Raw genomic sequence first — 19903 nt, 5'->3', positions numbered from 1 at the left:
ACCCCCAATTAAAAGTCCTGCCTGCTTCCCATTTACAGGATAGCCACTACGTAACGGAATTATAGCATAGTTGGTGACAAACACTGTTGTTTATATAGAGATCAAGATGCAAGAATCACATCTTTTTATGAAGGAATTTCGTATGGATTATTCCACTGTTTATGGTATGATTCATCTATTATTTTAAGATTATAAATACTATTTTAAGGGGGTATACAGATGAAACTTCGTGTATCTGCTGTGCAATATCATCTTCATACAATTAATAGTTTCGAGGAATTTGAAGTACAAGTGACACATTATGTGAAAACTGCAGCCGAGTTCAATACTGATTTTATTTTGTTTCCAGAATTTATAACAACTCAGTTGCTGTCTATTTCAGATAATGGTCAAGGTCAACCAATCCAAAACTTACCGAATTACACGGAAAGCTATTATCGGCTCTTTTCCTCTCTAGCTATGGAACATGGGGTTTATATTATTGGCGGTACCCATGTCATTCGGAAAGAGGAAGGTCTATATAACGTAGCACATCTATTTTCACCGGATGGTCATATTGGTGAACAGGCGAAGCTTCACTTAACGCCGACTGAAGTTTCCGAATGGGGAATTTCGCCTGGTGAATCTTTAAGAATCTTCGAAACATCGAAAGGTAAAATAGCACTCTTGACATGTTACGATATCGAATTCCCAGAAATAGTTCGAATGGTTCGTGGTATGGGTGCCGATGTAATTTTTTCTCCTTCTTGTACAGATGACCGTCATGGATTTAATCGTGTTCGCTATACAAGTCACGCACGCACCATTGAAAACCAAGTATATGTTGTAACAACCGGAACTGTTGGATCTCTTCCGACAGTAGACTTTATGCGTGGAAACTTTGGTCAAGCAGCTGTCATCACACCAAATGATGTGCCTTTCCCGCAAGACGGTATTTTGGTAAAAGGAGAAATTAATAACGATATGGTTATTACTGCCGATCTTGACTTGTCATTATTGCATGAAGTTCGTGAACAAGGCTCCGTTACAACATGGAGAGACCGTCGATTCGATTTATATCCGGACCTTGGTACAATGTCAGTAGAAACATCGATGACAAAGGAAATGGTCTTACAAAAGACAACTTTAGGAAATTAACAAAGAGGAGTGAATGTAATGGAATACGTTCAAATAAAAAATATCGAAGACCCGTTGTTTCCGAAAATGCATAAATTAATGCAAGAAGTATTTCCTGCTGAGGAAGTGCTTGAGTATGAATTGTGGAAAGAACCTTTACTTGATCCTACGATTCGGATGTTTGTCGCAGTAGAAAATGGAGAAGTTGTAGGTGCTACGGAATATCGCTTCTATGCAGACAAGAAGTTATCCATGACAGACTTTACAATGATTGGAAAAGAAGGTTTAGGTGTTGGACCTTTCCTTGCTAAAAAAAGACATGAAGATTTAATGCAGCTATCTAAAGAGCATAACGTTGAGCTGATTGGTGTGTTCGCCGAGATTTACGATCCTTACCGAATAGGGGATCATGAGTTTGGTGGTATTAAAGCAATGAATCCGTTTGTACGTCGCGAAGTGCTCGCTCATCTCGGTTTCAAACGATTGGATTTCACGTATGTGCATCCTTCTTGGACGAATGAAGGCAATGCCGTAACTGATTTGGATTTCTGCTTCCTGCCATATCAAGATATCCAAACGCTAAATGCTCAGTTTATCGCTGATTTTTTGAAATCCTATTATGCAATTCTGTCGCATAAACCGGAAGCTTGGCACGCCATGATTGCAGAATTGGAAACAAAAGACGAGATTGAATTGTATCCCTTATAATTCATCTTTTGACAAACGCCTCTCTATTGATATAGAGAGGCGTTTTCCATTATAGTTATAGGAACGAACAAAAGCGAAGAGAGGCGGGTATGACGAGTTGAAAGATATACTTGAAGTTTTAAAAAAAGAGAACGATGTGGTAATTGATAGTATCTCATTTTCCTATTATCAAAACAAAACAAGTTCTGAATTCAAGTCATCAGAACCCGGAATCCTTTTCGTTTTGGAAGGTAGTTTGACTTATCAAATCGGTGAAGACGAATCTCGCCTGCTCAATTCTAGCGAGTATTTATTTTATCCACAAGGCGTAAATGTTCAGTTTGATATAGACAAGAGAAGTAGTACACTTCTCTTTCCCTTAACTATTTCTATAACAGAGCAATTTGTACATCTTTTGCAGCAGCACAATCGCTTTTCACCCTCGCTACTCGAGAATCCGAATCGAGTTTGTATATTACAGGAATCATGGACGATCGAGATTAATAACTTACTCGAAAAAATTCTTGTTCATATCTCTAAAAATCAACCTTATTTTGTCCACCTTGCCTTATTAGAGATCATGGCTTACATCTTTCCAAATGAGCATATGTTGTCGAAAATCACGTATGTCCTTGATCACTATTTATTGCCCGACCCTATTCGAAAAGCAGAAAGCTATATTTTAGAAAATTATTACCAACCGATTCGCATGAAGCAGTTAACGGAAGTAACAAATGTCAGTGAGTCACAGTTGAATCGCATGTACCAAAAAGCCTTCCAATTAACACCAATGGAACGTGTGGCAACTATTCGTATGGAACAAGCAGCACAATTACTTCGTAACCCCTCGCAGAGTGTAACAAATGTGGCACTTCAAGTTGGATATCAAAGCATGTCGGCTTTCTTGCAACAGTTCAAGAAGAAATACGGAGTCTCTCCGAAAGATTATCGGGCAAAAACAACTGTGAAAAAATACAGTCATGAATGAAATAAAAAGCGTTAAATGGGAGAACACGCTTATTAGTTGTTAATTGAAAGGATTTTTCCATTCCATTAATAACGCATTATTATATGACTCCTCATCCTCCAAATAATTTGGAACAACACAGACTGGAGTTCGCCCACATCTAAGCAAAAACGAAATTACCGGATCTTTCAAGTCTCCAGATAGGATGCTATCCACATACTGCTCAGGAGTCAGCTGCTCCGCATACTGGTGATACCCAGGCATCCTACCTCCACCGAGTACTCGATCCAAATCATCATGGACGACCCGTTCATATACGGACTGCATCAGCAACTTCCCTAAATCTAGTTTTCGAAATGCGGGTTTGACGGAAATATCAACAATATACAATGTTTTCTCCTGAGGATTATGATTTCGAATATAACCATGATCCGTTACTTCCTCCCAAGTATGTACAGGATTTTCTGGATCAAAATGAACTAATAATCCTGTAATGGAACCTACAATCTCGCCATTTATCTCTACACATAATGCACCTTCGGGATAAAGCTTTACATGATTTTCAAGTTGCTCCTCATTCCACCACAAATCAGACGGAAAAGGAGGTGGAAAACATTCTTGCTGAATGGCAATCAAGTCTTTAAAATCGTCTTTCACATAGTTTCTTACAATCGCTCGAATTGGCCTTCCTTCTTGGAACACAAATAATTCTTTTCGATACATTATCCTGCCTCCTTAGCGTCATTATTTCCCAAGCACACCTATACAAATCTCCACACTTCTTTTCAAATCTGCATGAGACCAACTTGGAATTTTTCCATGCTGGATGGCTAATTCATGGGATGCTGGAATATGGATAAATCCAGCTTTCATATTAGGCTTATTTGTTTTTGCGTAATGCAGCGCTTCATACATGACATTATTGCATAAATAGGTTCCTGCTGTATTGGATATTTCCGCAGGCAATCCTTCTTCCATAAGTCTATTGACCATTTGGCGAATAGGCAATGTGGAAAAGTAGCCTGGTTCTCCTTCTAGATGAATCGTTTCATCGATTGGGATATGCCCTTCATTGTCAGCTGCTCCATCTTTTACGTTAATTGCAATGCGTTCTGGTGTGATTTTGTATCTTCCTCCAGCTAATCCTAATGAAATAACCGCATCCGGGTCTATTTCTTTCAAATAGTCTAAAAGTTTGGTACCAGATGATGCAAAGTCGACAGGTAATACTTTTCCTACTATTTCATAACCCGCCAGCTCTAATCCATTTAGTTCCTCTACGATACGCATAGTAGGATTTACTGTGTAAGATAGAAATGGTTCAAATCCTGTTAGCAATAATTTCTTCATCATGTCGCCCCTTTGTTCATTCTTATCCTAAGTTTGTGTTTCTTTCCTATTGTATGTCAACAAAAGTACAGCCCCCCTATTCTGAGCCTGCACTTTTGTTATTAGTCTTCTACTTACTTCATCGTCTCCACAAAATGTTTTAATATCCTAGCGGTTAAACCCCATATTGTATAATTGCCGTAATCATAAAACCACTCCTCGATCGCACGTGGTCGCCATTGGTATTTATCACCATTCACGATCTTTTCAAATGGGAAATCGGTTAAAGGCATCGGTTGAATGGACACTGTGTGCATATAGGGTTGATAGTTCAACAACCAGTCCACAGGTATGGTGAATACTTCCTCTACCTCTTGCTTGTTAAAAGAATGTATTTCTTTTTGATCAATTGTAGCCACAAATGGATACACGACGAAAGAGGGCGATGAAATATACGCACTCATTTGTCCCAAAACATTGATATTTGCTGGATCAATACCTAATTCTTCATGGGTTTCCCTTATGGCCGCATCCATAGGCGATGCATCGGTTGGATCGATACGACCACCTGGAAAACTAATATCCCCTGGTTGACTCCTCATAGTTAGCGAACGTACTTCAAACAGGACATGCCATTCTTGATCTATTTGAACAAGAGGAATCATTATAGCTGAACGTAATGCTGTGTCCTCTCCGATAAATAGAGGTTGATTTTCGTTTAGTTTATTTTTTAGCTTATCTAGGAACACGTAATCTCCCTCCTTATCTAGCTTTTTATACTTCTATCGTACCATTTTAAGGTCGCTCAAGAAATGAAATCGACTGTCTAATGACAAAAATGCAGACCCACACTTACAGGGTCTGCATTTCTATCTTTGATTAACGGTCCCAAGTATCTTTGGACAGAAACTGTTCTACCAGTTTGTTAAATTTCTTACTATGCTCACAGAACATCAAGTGCCCACCGAGTACTTCTATAGAGGATTTTGGAGAAATCTTTTGTGTGAACTTAACTGCTGTAGCTGCCCAATGCTCTGCCACAACCGTCAAGGTAGGTACTGTTTCACTAGCTATTTTCGCCTCTTCACGGTAATCAGAAAACATTCCCGAAGCAAATAGATTGGTTGCAATATAATACGGTGTTTTTAAAGATTGTTCCACCAGCCAGTTCAACTCATCTTCTGTAACATCTCGTTGCACCATGACACTCGTTGTATATGCTTTGATGAATTCCCGCTGGCCCGCTGGATTACGTAAATAAGTATTGTAAATTGCCCCGATGTCACCTAGAGGACCTTCCACCCAATCCTCATCATTTGTCGATAATGCCTTTGGAGACATATCTATGAAAATAAGTGATTTTACATTGTCATAACCATTCTGCTTTAGATATTCCCAAACAGTTAAGCAACCGAATGACCACCCAGCTAATGTTACGTTCTTTAGTTGTAATGCATCCACTACCTTTGCCAAATCCGTTCCGTGTGTTACATAGTCATTCCCATGTAATGTAATCGTTGAACGACCATGACTTCGAGGATCGATCACCACTACTCGATTAGTTTTAGAAAAGTGATCGACTTGATAGTTAAATACTTCTGTTGTAAATGTAAAGCCAGGGATGAAAATTATTGGATCTCCACTTCCTGCCTCTCGAACAAATATTTCTACACCAGGATCCACTTCCACATATTTTCCTTCCAACATTGCCATCAACAAACCTCCTTGTTGTAAGAGCAACAATAAACGATTCTTGTCCACTCTTCGTCCTATACACAATATTCGAAATCACACAAAAAAATGCAGACCCACAACTCGGAGTCTGCCTTTCTCTTATTCTTCTTCATTTACAATAACTTGACGTCCCTTCATTTTTAACAGTAACGGAACTAACAACCATGCTAGAGCCGCTATGATAAATACTAAGGACAATGGCTTCGTAAAGAAAATACTGAAGTCCCCATTAGAAATTGTTAAAGCGCGTCGCATATTATTTTCAATCATTGGGCCTAGTACTAGTGCTAACACTAGCGGTGCTACAGGATAATCATTTTTGGATAATAAATACCCTAAAATCCCACAGCCTAGCAATAAAAATAAATCAAACGTTGTGTATTGCACCGCATACACTCCGAAGAAAGAAATCGCCACAATCATTGGCAATAAATACTTTTTAGGTGTTTGAATAATTTTTGCAAAAACGCGTACTAATGGCATATTTAACACTAGTAACATTAAATTTCCGATGAACATACTTGCGATTAGTCCCCATGCAACTTCGGGGTGCTCGTCAAACAATAGTGGTCCTGGCTGGATATTGTACATGATCAACGCACCCATCAATATTGCAGTTGTACCTGAACCAGGAATTCCTAAAGTTAACAGTGGAATCATTGCGCCACCAGAAGCAGCATTATTTGCTGACTCCGGACCAGCTACACCAGCAATATTTCCCTTTCCGAATGTTTCAGGGTTCTTACTAAATTTTTTCTCTGTCACATAAGAGAAAAAGGATGCAAGAGTCGCTCCTGCTCCTGGTAACACGCCGATAAAAAATCCAAGAAGCGAGCCACGAGTAATCGGTATTGCACTATCTTTCATATCTTGTTTTGTCGGTAATATACGGTGGATTTTCGCAATTGCGCCAGTTTCTTCATCTCGCTCTAAAATGGTTTTAAATACTTCTCCTAATGCAAATAAACCTACTGCAATTGTTAAAAACTCTAGCCCAGAATATAAAATAGGCTGATCATATGTAAAGCGGGCAATGCCAGAAACGGCATCAATTCCAATAGTTCCAAGCATTAGACCAAAAACAGTCATAATTAACGCTTTCGTCATCGATTTTCCAGCAAGGCCACTAACGGCAGCTAGCCCTAGTAACATTAAAGAAAAATATTCGGCTGGTCCAAACTTTATCGCCACATTCGATAGGGGTTCTGCTAAAAGTACAAGACCAATTAATGCTACAATCCCTGCACAAAACGACCCTATCGCCGAAATGGCTAAAGCTACTCCTGCTCGCCCTTGTTGTGCCATTTGATAGCCATCTAATGTAGTTACGACAGAAGATGATTCCCCTGGTGTGTTCAACAAAATAGAAGTAGTAGACCCTCCGTACATCGCTCCATAATAAACTCCTGCTAGTAAAATAATTGAACTTGCTGCAGCCGCACTAGTTGGCATCCCTGAAGTAATCGTTGCTGTAACAGGAATAAGAAGTGCAACACCACTCATCGGACCGATACCTGGTAATACACCTACTGCTGTCCCAATGATAACTCCGACCAATGCAAACAATAAATTATGCCATTGAAACGCTATAGCAAAACCGTCTGCTAAAAATTGTAATGTGTCCATATCTTAACTCCTCCCTTACAACAACGGAAACCCTGGCAATGAACCGCCGAGTAGCTCCGAAAAGAAATAATAAACACCAAACGAGAAAAAAGCAGAAATGATAACAGAATAGATAATTTTTCCTCGCTCCATCGTTTGAAAAGCAATAAGTAAAAATAGAAAAGTAGATACGACATATCCAATCTTCTCTAGGAAAAAAGCATAAAGCACTGCACTTACGAAAATGATAAGAAACTTTTTATATTGCAGTTGCTCTTTCTTGGATTCTTCCGATTTATATTTAAAAGTTTCATATATAAGACGGATACTTAAAGCGATTAATAGAATACCAAGCCACATCGGAAATATTTTCGGACCGACAGATGAACCATAAGCACTCTCGGAAATTTTTTGACTTTCTACAAGAAATAAAATCCCTACTAACAAAAAGGCAATCCCGGCAATCCGATCGAATTTTTTATTCATCTATTATTCTCTCCTAACTTAAAAAGGCGACTCTGCAGCCGCCTACATAATGTTATTTTTGCATGCCAAGTGCTGTTAATAGTTCAACGATTACTTTATCTTGTTCTTCTAAATAAGAAGTAAAGTCTTCTGAGTTTCGATATTCACTTGCCCAACCATTTCTTTCTAACTCTGCTTTCCACTCATCTTTTTCTACCATTTGTGCGATTTTGTCAGACCAATAGTTTACAGCGCCTTCAGACATTTCTTTTGGTCCAAAAATACCACGCCAAATCGTAAACTCTGCATCAATACCAGACTCTTTAAAAGTTGGTACATCTGCTAATTCCCCTTCCAAACGTTCAGAAGAACTGACTGCTAAGACACGTACATCTCCAGATTTTGCATAAGTAGCAATTGTAGATGCATCTGTTGCGATAACGTCGGCATTACCACCTAGTAAAGCAGCAACTGCCTCTCCTCCACCATCATATGACACATACTTCACTGATTTCGGATCGATTCCTGCTTCAAATGCTGGCAAAATTCCTACTAGATGATCCATTGAACCAGGTGCAGATCCACCTGCAAGTGTAACTGCTTTTGCATCGGCTTTTATCGCATCTAGAACATCTTGTAATGTTTTAAAAGGTGAATCACTTTTAACAACAATTGCTCCATAATCACGAGTTAGTTGTGCTAGTGGTGTTGTATCTTTATAACCGTAAGGGCTATTTCCTTCCGCTTTATCATTGTTTATAAGAATTGGTGGAGATTTTACCATCAATACATAGTCATTTTTCGCTTCTTTCGTCGCAAACTCTGCCATGTAAACAGCTCCCCCACCTCCTGGTTTGTTTTCAACAACGATAGATTTATCGATTAATTTCGTATCATTCATTGTTTTAGCGATTGACCGTGCTGTTAAATCCCATCCTCCACCGGCACCTGATGGAGCGACAATCGTAATATTATTTTTCGGGTAATCCGATGCACTAGCTCCTTCAACTTTACTTTCGCTCCCTTTTTCACTTGACGAACAAGCCGCTAACCCTAATACTAAGGCAGCCGTAAAAGCAATGGATGTAACCTTCTTCCAAGTCTTCATAAAATCCCCCTCATCCCAAATGTAATGATAGCGTTTTCATACGCTTGTAAATAATTTATCAGAACATTCTAGTAAAACAATGCTTATGGTGATAAGTTGGATAATGAATATTAAGCTCATTTTGTTCATATTGTTCACGAAGTTTCGATAAAGTATCTCCGTTCTGGTCTACCAACTGATCCATAAATCAGCTCCGCATAGACAAGCTTTTCAGAAGCAAGATATTCCAAATAACGCCTTGCAGTGGAACGACTTACACCAACCTCTAATCCAAGTGCTTCTGCCGTAATGCCATCGTTTACTTTCTTCATATGATTGACCACTTTTTCTTTCGTAATTGGATCAATTCCTTTTGGAGGAACCTCTTCCGAATTAGGAACGGAAGAAGTATTGTTCCAAAGAGACTTTATTAAGTCCTCTTGTACTCTCCCGCTCCCTGTAAGAATATCTCTTTTCGTTTTATATAAGAGTAAGCTTTCTTTAAACTTCTCAAATGTTAATGGTTTTAAAATATAGTCTGCCACACCGCCCCGAAACGCTTTTTTCACTATTTCTGACTCCGCTGCTGCAGTGATAAAAATGATATCTGTATCCGGACTATGTTCTTGAATAATGGTTAATAAATTCGTTCCAAGTATATCGGGAAGATAAACATCTAGCAGTATTAAATCTGGCCTATACGATATTATCCAATCCTTCGCCTCGTCTCCTGTATATGCCGCCCCAATCACCTTGAACCCGTCCAACTTTTCGATAAATCGTCTGTGAATATCTGAAATTCTCTTATCATCTTCCACGATTAGTATCTCTATTTTCTTTGTCATGTAAATAGCCCCCTTTTGGAATAGAAACGATAAACAAAGCGCCACCTAGATCCCCTTTTTCTAGGGCAATTGTACCGCCTAAATCATTCACATTTTCCTTCACCTTCGCCAAACCAAATCCCCGATTCTCATCATTTTTAGTAGATACTTTCTTTTGCCAAACTACATCTAGCACTTCCACAGGAATACCTGCCCCTGAGTCTTCTACTTCTATTATTATTTCTCCTCCGTTATCCACGATTAGGATACGGACAATACGCCTCTCTTCCACCAATTTTTCAACAGCTTCAAATGCATTCGTCACTAAGTTACCAATTATTGAAACAAGAAGATGTTTTTGAAGATGCTTGGGTAGTTTTTCTAAATAACTATCATCATCTAAAATAAATCGTACTTTTAATTCTTTTGCACGATTAAGTAATCCAATAACTATTCCTCCAAGAAAAGGATCTTGTAAACGTTTCGTCATAAATTGAATAAGTGATTGGTGCTCTGCTGTCTCCACATGGATCAATTCAATCGCTTCGTCGTAAGAGTTCAATTGAATAAGACCTGATATAGTATATAAAAAATTGTTGTATTCATGTGTTTGAGCGCGTAAAGCCTCTGTATATTGCTTTACTTGAGATAATTCTTCCGCTAAACGGTCAATGTCTGATTGGGAGCGGAAACTAGACACGGCACCGATAATCTTTTCTCCGACACGTATCGGTATTCGATTGACGATTACCTTTTTCCCTCGTATTTCCATCGATCGATCCAAATGTTCTTCGCCAGACTCCAGTACTTGCGGAAGATATGTATTCGGTATAACTTCCCATATATTGCGACCAACTAATTCTGTTTCAGCAGGTAATGATAAAATTTCATGGGCAGCTAAATTCGCCATTGTAATCGCACCTTTTGCATCCACCATAATAATTCCTTCGCGAACAGATTCTATTAAAGCGTTGCGCTCTGTAAATAAGTTGGCAATTTCTGCTGGTTCTAGATTAAACAGTTCTTTCTTTATATTTCGTGCCAATATACTAGAGCCAAGAATTCCTAGTAATATAGCAATCACTACGATATAAGCAATATTATCCACATACCGAATGAATATCGTGGTCATATCCTCTTTTAAAAAACCGACTGATATGATACCAATAATATCTCCGTTTTCATCCACTACAGGCGCCTTTCCTCTAAGCGCTGTACCAAGTGTACCGGTGGCTTCCGAAATATAAGACTTCCCGTATAGTAAGGCTTGTTCGTTGTCATCACCGACCATTTTTTTCCCGATTCTTTCTACTACTGGATGTGCGTAGCGAATGCCTTCTTTATCCCCAATAACTACATACTCTGCTCCCGTTCTTGATTGTATGGACATCGCAATCGACTGCAGTACATCTGATGGATTCTCGGACCCAAAACCTGCGATAATATCAGGGCGTTCCGCTGTTGTTACGGCAATGCTAAGCGCTCTTTCTCCAATTTGCCCTTCAATGGCATGCGAAATGATAAAATAAAAAGATATCCCGGTCATAATCGCTACAAGCGATACAAAAATTGCTCCGAACCCAAAAATACGAGCTTGTAATGACTTCTTTTCCATTTGATTCACTCACTACCCCCACAAAATATTCGAAAGATAAATAACAATTGTTACCGTAATACAGCTAACAACCGTCGAAAATAACACAATTTGTGCAGCTAGATTCGCCTCTACATCATACTCAAGCGCAAGGGTTGAACTATTTCTAGACGTTGGAAAAGCACTTGCGATAAATAATGATTGCGCAACCACCCCGTCGAACCCCATTAACAGAATTAATCCAAATGCCAGCATTGGTCCTAGAACTAGCCGACCTATTGTACTGGTCACAATAACTTTGTTCAAAATAGTTTTAATATCTAACTGCGCTAATTGCGCACCTAAAGTAATTAAAGCAATCGAAATAAAAGCATTCGCTAAATAATCTACTGGAATTCGCAGAAATACCGGAATACCAATATCAAATATATTCATCAAAGCACCGAGAATAAGTGCGTGAACAATCGGTAAACGAAGCAAACTGCGCAATATATCTAAGCCAGATTTTGTAGAAGAAATTAAATTATAAAGACCGTATGTATAGGTAATAACGTTTTGGAATATGACAATAATAATTTGAATCGACGTTCCAAGAGGATTCGCTGCAAACAGCATCTGACTAACGGGAATCCCATAATTTCCTGAATTGATAAGCACGACACTATTTTTATAAATGGCTGCTTGGTTTCTATTAAGTTTTAATAATTTACTAACGATAGATCCGAGCACCATCAAACAAACACTGAATATCAATAAGTAAACAATGATTTGTCCTAATACTCCCGCGTTCACCTTTGTTTCATATATATTGATAAAAACGGCTGCCGGCATTAAGCAATACGTGATTAAGTTCGATAGCGCTTTTAAATTAAATTGAAACTTTAGCTGTAGTGATGCTCCAATTCCTAGCATAATTAGAATCGGGGCAACTACTTGAAAAAATACCATACTTAAATAAACCATTCACAACATCCTTCCCCAATAAAATACATTTCCCTAAAATATTATCCCACTGTTCGCAATTTTCTGCTATACCATATATTAGCTTGGTTGCCCCCAAATATATACTTACCACAGGATTCTCCTGCAAGTGACCCTATCTTTTACGCAAGTTACTCTCCAAATCACACCACTCACCGAAAACTAGCTTACATACAAGAAGATTCACCATACACTGGCATTACAAAGAAAACTTGTGGAGGGATTGCAATGAAGATAATCGATGTGAGCAATTTGAAAAAAGCTTATGGAACAAACTATGTATTACAAGGTATAAATTTTCAAGCCCAATCAGGAGAAATCATTGGAGTCATCGGAAAAAATGGCGCAGGAAAGTCCACCTTTCTCGAAATTTTAATGACGATTAAACAGTACGATGCCGGGACAGTAATTGTGTTGGACGAAAATATTGAATCACTGTCTATGAACAGACTCGAACATGTTCGCAAACAAATTTCGGTTGTCCTTCAGCCAACACAATTTTATAAAACATTGAAAGTAGAAGAATTACTTAAATTATTCAAGGCATATTACAAATCATCTATCGACATAAACAAAATCATTACTGATTTCAAATTAGATCCGCACCGAAAAAAGTATTTTGACAAACTTTCTGGTGGTTGGAAACAAATTGTGAGCTTAGCAATCGCTTTTTTATCCGAACCAAAACTACTCATTTTGGATGAACCGACAACTGGACTGGATCCGCATATGCGCAATATGCTTTGGTCCTACATTATAGATTACAACAAACAGACAGGTGGAACAGTCATATTAACAACTCATAATATGGATGAGATTGAACTGTACTGCGACAAAGTAATGCTCATCAATAATGGCGTGAATGAAGTATTTGATACTACAGAAAACATTTTGGCATCTGGCTACAAATCCATCCATGAGTTTTATCTTTCGAAAGTATCTATTTAAGGGGGAAAAATTATGTTGGCGACACAGTTAAAGTACGATTTGATCATGTTTTCAAGGGAGTTATTTTACTTAGTTTTTACGATTTTTGTACCACCTGCTACTTATATCTTCATGGGACAATTATTTGGAGAGCATACGTACGCTGGTAATTTAAGCTATGCTCAAACTTATACACCATCTTTCATCTTACTCATCACATTCACCGTTATATTTTTCGCTTTCGGATTCGACCAAGTGACACAACGGACAACCGGTGTAGAAAAACGAATTTCTCTCTCTCCAGTTTCTAAAAGTACGCTTTTACTTTCTAGCATCATCCGCTCCACTATTATTACAAGCTTCGGATATGGATTCATTTTGATCATTGGAATGTTGATGTATGATTTGGAGTTTCAGTTGCTTAGCTTTTTAACTGCCTATGGATTTTTCATCTTATTGAATGCAGTATTACTTACCATTGCATCTGCTATTTACTCTTTCTTCCAAAATATGAATAGTGCGCTAGTATTCTCTATCGTTATTTTTCAAGTAGTAATCTTCACTGGCGGTTTTGCAATGCCGATTAGTATGATGCCAAAATTCATCCAAGTGATTGCAGATTTCAATCCAATGTATCATATGAATAATTTGTTTATCGCTGTTTGGAACGGACAACTTACTTTTGATAATACTGTTTTACTGTCAATTGGATACATGGTGGTACTAGTCATTGTTGCGCTCATTATCCTCCTAGTTCAGAATAAACGAAAAATAGGATAGCCCACTTACTTCGAAACGTTTACACTTAAGTGGAGAGGAGTGTAAAAATTGAAAGTATCCTTGAATATAGATAGTGATTTTAATGAAACAAAAGTAATCATTGAAACACCGGAACTAGACGATTCCGTTCAAGACATCCTGGATTTTATTAAAGGTCGTGAATCAGAATTCCTCGTAGGAAAAAATGGAGAAATGCAGCATATTTTAAAACCGACTGACATTCACTATTTCCACACCGAGAAAGAGGCAGTTTTCGGGGTAACGTCAACCGGTTCTTACAAATTAAAAGAAAAACTATATGAATTGGAAGAAATCCTTCCTTCCAATAAATTTATCCGTCTCTCCAAATCAGTTATAGCAAATCTACATGAATTGAGTCGTTTTGAAGCTTCATTTAATGGCACTCTATGTGTGTATTTTAAATCAGGTGCAAAAGAATATGTTTCTCGAACTTATGTGAATGCTATAAAAGAAGCTTTAAAAATGAATAGGAGGAAAAGCGAATGAAAACATTCTTATTTCGAAGTATGATTGGAATTTTCTTCGGAGCGTTTCTTGCAGTTATATTTACAAACCTTTATGTGCTTTCGAATGATCATATTACACTAGACGGAACTTTGTTTCTAAAAAATTCGCTTGGTTCTATCTTTTCCGGTTGGTTTTTCACGGTCAGCTCGCTGTATTTTGAAAATCCGAATTTACGATTATCACAACAAACTGCTTTGCATTTTGCTACCGTAATAGTTTTGTATTTCGTTTTAGCATTTGGTATCGGTTGGGTACCATTTAACTTAACTAGCTTTTTCATCGCGATGGCTTCTTTCCTCGGATTCTACGTAATTTTTTGGACATCATTTTATCTTTATTTTAAACGACAAATGAAGAAATTGAATGAGGAACTCAATATGCTTTAATGGAAAAAGAAGAGCCCTTCAAGCTCTTCTTTTTATTGGTCCAACGATACATATCCCGTTTTTTCAATAAGTTCCTGGCCTTGTGGAGATAAGATCCATGCAATGAATTTCTCTACATTTGGGTTATCTGTACCTGCTGTCACAACGTAAAACTCTGATGCAATTGGATATTCTCCAGATCTTATCGTCTCCTTCGTTGGCGCAACACCGTCTATTTCTAACAGTTTAATTTCCTTATTTTTTACCATTTCAGTGGAATAAAAACGAAATGTATAGCCAATGGCATTTTTGTAGTTTTTATATTGAGAGACTTCATTAATAATCCCCCCCATTCCTGAAGCGATATTCTCTGTTGGTGCCTCCATAATTGGAATATCTCCCATTAAATGCTCTAGTGCAGACTGGCTTCCGCTGTCTGCTGGCCGTTGGAATGCTCGAATACTATCCTTTGCTCCACCAAGCGCTTCCCAATTCGTTATTTTTCCAGCGTAAATTTCTTTTATTTGCTCCATTGAAAGTCCGGAAACAGCATTTTTCTGATGGACAAAAAAGACAAATGCTTCCCGACCAATAGGCGTCATTTTAAGTTCTTTTCCAGATTTCTCTGCAGTTGTCATTTGAGATTTAGAAGGTGCCGCCGCAAAAATTAAATCCACATTCCCTTCGATTAAATTGCTATATGCATCTGGTGTTGTATTAATCATCACTTCACTATTGAATGGAGAATATTCTTTTTCAGGATATGTCGCCTGCACAAATGCTGAATAAAGCGGGTAAAGTGCCGTTGCACCATCCATTTTAGGTAAATCTTCTGTCAACTTCAAAGTAGAATCATAATCTAATGTTGCTAATTTTCTAGTCTCAGAAAAAGGCATATAATCATATACATTCACTTCGGCATCCACTGAAGGAAGCGAGTTTGTATAAGCATGTTGAATCGGAGAAATGGCACTAACTATAATAGCTACTCCCGCTAAACTTCCAAAGACTATCTTTCGCTTCTTCGTTTGGAAAAAATGAAAAAGAAAAAGCACATAAAACACATACAAAATAACTGCAACCGTAATAATTAGAGCAACATAATAAATATTCCCAGTTAATAACACAAAAAATAAAATTATTAACGTAAGAAAAAACATTCCTACGAGCACAAGAAGTGCATATAAAATCAGTTCCACAAGTGACTTTTTCTTCAAAAGTTATCGCCCCCCTTTGTCTATTCTACAAATTATGTCGAAATTCCTTTCCCCTCTAATTTCTTTATTTCCTTGATAAAATAACTCAGTAAAAATTTTAATTTTCTAATCTATTGAAATTATTAGAATTCGATGTTAAATTATATTAAATTAAAGTATTTCCTTCAAAAATATTTTTTATGAAGTTTATACTTTTTTATTCTTGAAAATGGGGGATAAATTTATGAAAAGGAACAAATTTAGTTTTTTTGTTTTATTACTTGCATTTGTATTAACTTTAGCGGCATGTTCTTCAAATGATGAATCTGGAGGGAGCAATTCGGACGAAAAGAAAGAATTACAAGTAGCTTACAACGCTCAGCCTCCAACTTTGGATCCATTAATTACAACAGCAGTAGCTACGCGTGATGTAATGAGAAATGTATATGAATCATTATTAACTTTAAACAAGAACTTCGAAGTTACACCACTACTTGCAGAATCATATGAGCAAAGTGAAGATGGTAAAACAATTACCTTTAAATTACGAAAAGAGATTAAATTTCATAATGGAGATGTTATGACTGCCGATGATGTTGTAGCTTCTATGACACGTTGGGCTGAAACAACATCAATAGGTAAAGCTTCATTTGCTGATGCTACTTTTTCTAAAGTAGATGAAGAGACTGTAATACTAGAAATGAAAGAACCGCAATTTACGGTGTTGCACATGCTCGCCGATCCTGGACAAGCAGCTGTTATTGCTCCTAAATCAACTATTGAGTCAGCCACTGCAGAAGGATTAACTGAATTTATTGGTACTGGTCCTTATAAACTTGTTGAATGGAAAGCTGATCAATATGTACATTTAGCAAAATTTGATGATTACCAATCAATCGATGAGCCAGCAAGTGGATTAGCTGGCAAAAAAGAAGCCTTCATTGATGATATTTACTTTCAATTTGTAACAGATGCATCTACAAGGTTAGCTGGTATTCAATCTGGTGAATACGACATTGCAAACGCAATTTCTTTTGACAATGCAGAACAACTTGCATCCAACAGTGATGTCAAAAATTCCATAGATCATAACGGATTTAATGGAGTTGTATTTAACAAGAAAGCTGGTTTATTCGAAAATGTTATTGCAAGACAAGCTGTTAATGCAGCATTAAATGAAGAAGCAATATTAACAGCGGCTTTTACAAGTCCAGACTTTTATGAATTAGAACATGGATTAATGATTAAAGAGCAAACAGAATGGTATAGCGAGGCTGGTAAAGATCAATACAATCAAAATAACCCAGAGAAAGCAAAAGAGTTACTTAAAGAAGCTGGGTATAACGGGGAAGAAATTGTAATACTTTCAACTCGTGATTACGAAGATCACTATAACGCGGCAGTAGTAGTACAACAACAACTAGAAAGTATCGGAATGAAAGTAAAGCTAGATATTTATGACTGGGCTACTGTATTACAAAAGCGTGCAGATGAAACTGCTTACGATATTTTCGTAACTGGTTTCCCTACAGAGCCAATTCCTACTAAATATGTATTCCTAGCCTCTTCTAATGAATGGCCAGGTTGGACTAACGATCCTATAATGGACGATTTGTTAAACAAAATTAATACTGCAACTTCCCAAGAGGAAGCAAAACAACATTTTGATGCTTTACAAGAAGAATTCTACGAATATTTACCAATGATTAAATTCGGTAACAAAACAACAATTACAACTCTACGTTCTAATGTAGAAGGAATGGATTTCTTACAAGGAATTATCTTATGGAATGTAGATAAGAAGTAAAATGAGAAATAAATCATCGGGGAGATGATCACTTGAAAGGCTATATTTTAAAGCGTCTATTATCTTTAATCCCAGTTTTACTAGTGGTAGCTGTGGTTGTGTTTCTATTAATGCATATAACACCAGGTGATCCTGCTGCTGTAATTTTAGGACCCGAAGCATCCCCTGCGGAAGTTACCGAGCTTAGAGAAGAGCTCGGCTTAAACAAACCGCCAATCGAACAATTTGTTTCTTGGTTTGGCAACGTACTTCAAGGTGATTTCGGTACTTCCATTTTTATGAAACAGCCAGTTTCACAAGCTTTTTTTGAACATCTAGGACCTACCCTTTCCCTAGCCATCATGGCTCAAGTACTCGCAATCGTTGTAGCTATACCACTTGGGGTTCTAGCTGCAAAGTTTCGAGGGTCTATTTTAGATCAAACTTTTATGGGAATCTCTTTACTAGGCATTTCAGTTCCAAGTTTTTTACTAGGTTTATTCTTAATTTTATTGGTTGGTGTTGAACTTAAATGGCTTCCCGTTGCTGGTTACAAGCCAATTGATGCCGGACTACTCAACCATATAAAATACTTAATTCTTCCTGCAATTGCACTTGGCTCCATGCAGGCTGCACTGATTGCAAGAATGACACGCTCTTCTATGCTAGATGTATTAAATGCAAATTATATTAAAACAGCACGTTCTAAAGGGGTAAAAGAAACTATTATTGTAATTAAACATACGTTAAGAAATGCTTTTATTCCTATTCTTACAATTATCGGCCAAACATTTGGGACACTTGTTGCCGGGGCTGCTGTTGTGGAAACGGTTTTCAACATTCCAGGTATTGGACAACTAATTATTAACTCCGTTGAACGACGTGACTTTGCTGTCATACAAGGTTCTGTTTTGTTAATAGCTGTGAGTTATGTGCTGATAAATTTAGTCATCGACTTACTATATGGCGTTATAGATCCACGTGTTCGATTAGGAAGAAAATAGAAAGGAGTTGATATAAAGTGCAAAACATAATGACTGAAGAACAACTTAATGCATTGAAAAGTGACATGAAAAGAAAGCATAGAAATCTTTTAGTAAAGCGATTTCTTTCTAATAAACTTGCACTATCTGGCTCAATCATAATGATTGTCATTATATTACTAGCGATTATTGCTCCTTTCTTTACTTCTTTTACTCCATATGAATTAGATGCCATGAAAAGACTTAAAGCACCAGGTGGGGAGCATTTCTTTGGAACAGACAATTATGGTAGAGATCTATTTAGTAGAGTAGTACATGGTGCAAGAGTTTCCTTAATGATTGGCTTTTCAGTTGCTATTATTACCTCTATTTTTGGAATGATTATTGGTCTTTACTCCGCATATTTTAAAAAATTAGATGGAGTATTAATGCGAATTTCAGACGGTCTAATGGCTTTTCCAGCAATTTTATTGGCAATTGCAATTATGGCTTCACTGGGACCTAGAGTGGAAAATGTAATAATTGCACTTACCATTGTTTTCACTCCTTCCGTAGCTAGAACAGTTCGTTCTGCTGCATTAGTAGTAAAGGAACAAACTTATGTGGAGGCTTTAAGAGCACAAGGGGCGAGCTCCTCCCGTATTATTTGGTTAAACATTGCACCAAACGTTTTATCCCCCCTTATCGTCCAAGCAACTTTTATTTTTGCTGATTCAATTATCATCGAAGCTGCATTAAGTTTCTTAGGAGCAGGGATTCCAGCGCCTGATCCAAGCTGGGGGAACCTATTATATGACGGAAAAACTGTCATATTTAATGCTTGGTGGATGACTCTTTTCCCTGGTATCGCAATTATGCTTACCGTTTTTGGGCTCAATCTATTTGGTGATGGACTTAGGGATTTATTAGACCCACATAATAATAAGGCAAAAAAATAAAAACTGCGTGG

The 19903-nt window shown here is 37.5% G+C and carries 21 protein-coding genes; 10 read left to right on the top strand and 11 right to left on the bottom strand.

Annotated features, from left to right (window positions below; genetic code table 11):
* The first annotated feature begins 219 nt into the window (after nucleotides 1-219).
* The 3 genes from ACIQ38_RS17530 (at nucleotide 220) to ACIQ38_RS17520 (ending at nucleotide 2791) form a co-directional block, all read left to right on the top strand.
* Complete coding sequence (locus ACIQ38_RS17530; RefSeq protein WP_402825948.1) at nucleotides 220-1137, top strand: carbon-nitrogen hydrolase family protein; 918 nt, start codon at nucleotides 220-222, stop codon at nucleotides 1135-1137.
* A gap of 18 nt (nucleotides 1138-1155) precedes the next feature.
* Nucleotides 1156-1824 (top strand): GNAT family N-acetyltransferase, encoded by a 669-nt coding sequence (locus ACIQ38_RS17525; RefSeq protein ID WP_402825946.1) that lies wholly within the window; start codon nucleotides 1156-1158, stop codon nucleotides 1822-1824.
* A 97-nt stretch (nucleotides 1825-1921) separates the two neighbouring features.
* Nucleotides 1922-2791 (top strand): AraC family transcriptional regulator, encoded by an 870-nt coding sequence (locus ACIQ38_RS17520; protein WP_402825943.1) that lies wholly within the window; start codon nucleotides 1922-1924, stop codon nucleotides 2789-2791.
* Nucleotides 2792-2830: 39 nt separating this feature from the next.
* Here the strand turns inward: ACIQ38_RS17520 and ACIQ38_RS17515 are convergent, their stop codons facing one another.
* The 10 genes from ACIQ38_RS17515 to ACIQ38_RS17470 all read right to left on the bottom strand — a co-directional run bounded on the left by ACIQ38_RS17515 (nucleotide 2831) and on the right by ACIQ38_RS17470 (nucleotide 12371).
* A complete protein-coding gene (locus ACIQ38_RS17515; protein WP_402825941.1) occupies nucleotides 2831-3493 on the bottom strand; it encodes a GNAT family N-acetyltransferase in 663 nt (220 codons plus the stop codon).
* 21 nt (nucleotides 3494-3514) lie between these two features.
* The gene (gene pcp, locus ACIQ38_RS17510; protein WP_402825938.1) at nucleotides 3515-4120 is read right to left on the bottom strand and encodes a pyroglutamyl-peptidase I; all 606 of its coding nucleotides are present in this window, start codon (nucleotides 4118-4120) and stop codon (nucleotides 3515-3517) included.
* Between the two features lie 113 nt (nucleotides 4121-4233).
* Entirely contained in the window at nucleotides 4234-4848 is a 615-nt protein-coding gene (locus tag ACIQ38_RS17505) for an NUDIX hydrolase (RefSeq protein WP_402825935.1), read from the bottom strand.
* A 130-nt stretch (nucleotides 4849-4978) separates the two neighbouring features.
* The gene (locus ACIQ38_RS17500) at nucleotides 4979-5812 is read right to left on the bottom strand and encodes an alpha/beta fold hydrolase (protein ID WP_402825932.1); all 834 of its coding nucleotides are present in this window, start codon (nucleotides 5810-5812) and stop codon (nucleotides 4979-4981) included.
* Nucleotides 5813-5932: 120 nt separating this feature from the next.
* The gene (locus ACIQ38_RS17495) at nucleotides 5933-7459 is read right to left on the bottom strand and encodes a tripartite tricarboxylate transporter permease (RefSeq protein ID WP_402825929.1); all 1527 of its coding nucleotides are present in this window, start codon (nucleotides 7457-7459) and stop codon (nucleotides 5933-5935) included.
* Between the two features lie 15 nt (nucleotides 7460-7474).
* Nucleotides 7475-7924: a tripartite tricarboxylate transporter TctB family protein gene (locus ACIQ38_RS17490; protein WP_402825926.1), complete on the bottom strand. Its 450-nt coding sequence runs from the start codon at nucleotides 7922-7924 to the stop codon at nucleotides 7475-7477.
* 52 nt (nucleotides 7925-7976) lie between these two features.
* A complete protein-coding gene (locus ACIQ38_RS17485; protein WP_402825923.1) occupies nucleotides 7977-9011 on the bottom strand; it encodes a Bug family tripartite tricarboxylate transporter substrate binding protein in 1035 nt (344 codons plus the stop codon).
* 134 nt (nucleotides 9012-9145) lie between these two features.
* Nucleotides 9146-9835 (bottom strand): response regulator, encoded by a 690-nt coding sequence (locus ACIQ38_RS17480; protein WP_402825920.1) that lies wholly within the window; start codon nucleotides 9833-9835, stop codon nucleotides 9146-9148.
* The gene (locus ACIQ38_RS17475; protein ID WP_402826388.1) at nucleotides 9798-11429 is read right to left on the bottom strand and encodes an ATP-binding protein; all 1632 of its coding nucleotides are present in this window, start codon (nucleotides 11427-11429) and stop codon (nucleotides 9798-9800) included. The genes ACIQ38_RS17480 and ACIQ38_RS17475 overlap by 38 nt, the downstream gene beginning before the upstream one ends.
* A 12-nt stretch (nucleotides 11430-11441) precedes the next feature.
* On the bottom strand, nucleotides 11442-12371 hold the full coding sequence (locus tag ACIQ38_RS17470; protein WP_402825917.1) for an AEC family transporter: 930 nt from the start codon (nucleotides 12369-12371) through the stop codon (nucleotides 11442-11444).
* 246 nt (nucleotides 12372-12617) lie between these two features.
* On the opposite strand from ACIQ38_RS17470, the gene ACIQ38_RS17465 reads away from it, so the two are divergent.
* Genes ACIQ38_RS17465 through ACIQ38_RS17450 form a run of 4 tightly spaced genes read left to right on the top strand, consistent with a single transcriptional unit; the run spans nucleotide 12618 to nucleotide 15010 of the window.
* A complete protein-coding gene (locus ACIQ38_RS17465; RefSeq protein ID WP_402825914.1) occupies nucleotides 12618-13337 on the top strand; it encodes an ABC transporter ATP-binding protein in 720 nt (239 codons plus the stop codon).
* A 12-nt stretch (nucleotides 13338-13349) separates the two neighbouring features.
* The gene (locus tag ACIQ38_RS17460; protein WP_402825911.1) at nucleotides 13350-14096 is read left to right on the top strand and encodes an ABC transporter permease; all 747 of its coding nucleotides are present in this window, start codon (nucleotides 13350-13352) and stop codon (nucleotides 14094-14096) included.
* Nucleotides 14097-14144: 48 nt separating this feature from the next.
* Nucleotides 14145-14603: a LytTR family DNA-binding domain-containing protein gene (locus ACIQ38_RS17455; protein WP_402825908.1), complete on the top strand. Its 459-nt coding sequence runs from the start codon at nucleotides 14145-14147 to the stop codon at nucleotides 14601-14603.
* Entirely contained in the window at nucleotides 14600-15010 is a 411-nt protein-coding gene (locus ACIQ38_RS17450; RefSeq protein ID WP_402825905.1) for a DUF3021 domain-containing protein, read from the top strand. Before ACIQ38_RS17455 ends, ACIQ38_RS17450 begins: the two co-directional genes overlap by 4 nt.
* Nucleotides 15011-15042: 32 nt before the next feature.
* On the opposite strand, the gene ACIQ38_RS17445 is transcribed toward ACIQ38_RS17450, so the two are convergent.
* Nucleotides 15043-16206 (bottom strand): PstS family phosphate ABC transporter substrate-binding protein, encoded by a 1164-nt coding sequence (locus tag ACIQ38_RS17445; protein WP_402825902.1) that lies wholly within the window; start codon nucleotides 16204-16206, stop codon nucleotides 15043-15045.
* 223 nt (nucleotides 16207-16429) lie between these two features.
* Between ACIQ38_RS17445 and ACIQ38_RS17440 the strand changes: the two genes are divergently transcribed.
* From ACIQ38_RS17440 to ACIQ38_RS17430, 3 genes are read left to right on the top strand one after another with little or no spacing between them, the layout of a single operon-like run.
* On the top strand, nucleotides 16430-17992 hold the full coding sequence (locus ACIQ38_RS17440; protein WP_402825899.1) for an ABC transporter substrate-binding protein: 1563 nt from the start codon (nucleotides 16430-16432) through the stop codon (nucleotides 17990-17992).
* Nucleotides 17993-18024: 32 nt separating this feature from the next.
* A complete protein-coding gene (locus tag ACIQ38_RS17435) occupies nucleotides 18025-18975 on the top strand; it encodes an ABC transporter permease (RefSeq protein WP_402825896.1) in 951 nt (316 codons plus the stop codon).
* 29 nt (nucleotides 18976-19004) lie between these two features.
* Complete coding sequence (locus tag ACIQ38_RS17430; RefSeq protein ID WP_402826385.1) at nucleotides 19005-19892, top strand: ABC transporter permease; 888 nt, start codon at nucleotides 19005-19007, stop codon at nucleotides 19890-19892.
* Nucleotides 19893-19903 lie beyond the last annotated feature (11 nt).

The organism is Psychrobacillus sp. NPDC096389 (assembly GCF_044762855.1).
Taxonomy (GTDB): Bacteria; Bacillota; Bacilli; order Bacillales_A; family Planococcaceae; genus Psychrobacillus.
Note: the sequence above shows the minus strand (reverse complement) of the source record. Positions and strands in the feature narration are given on the sequence as shown.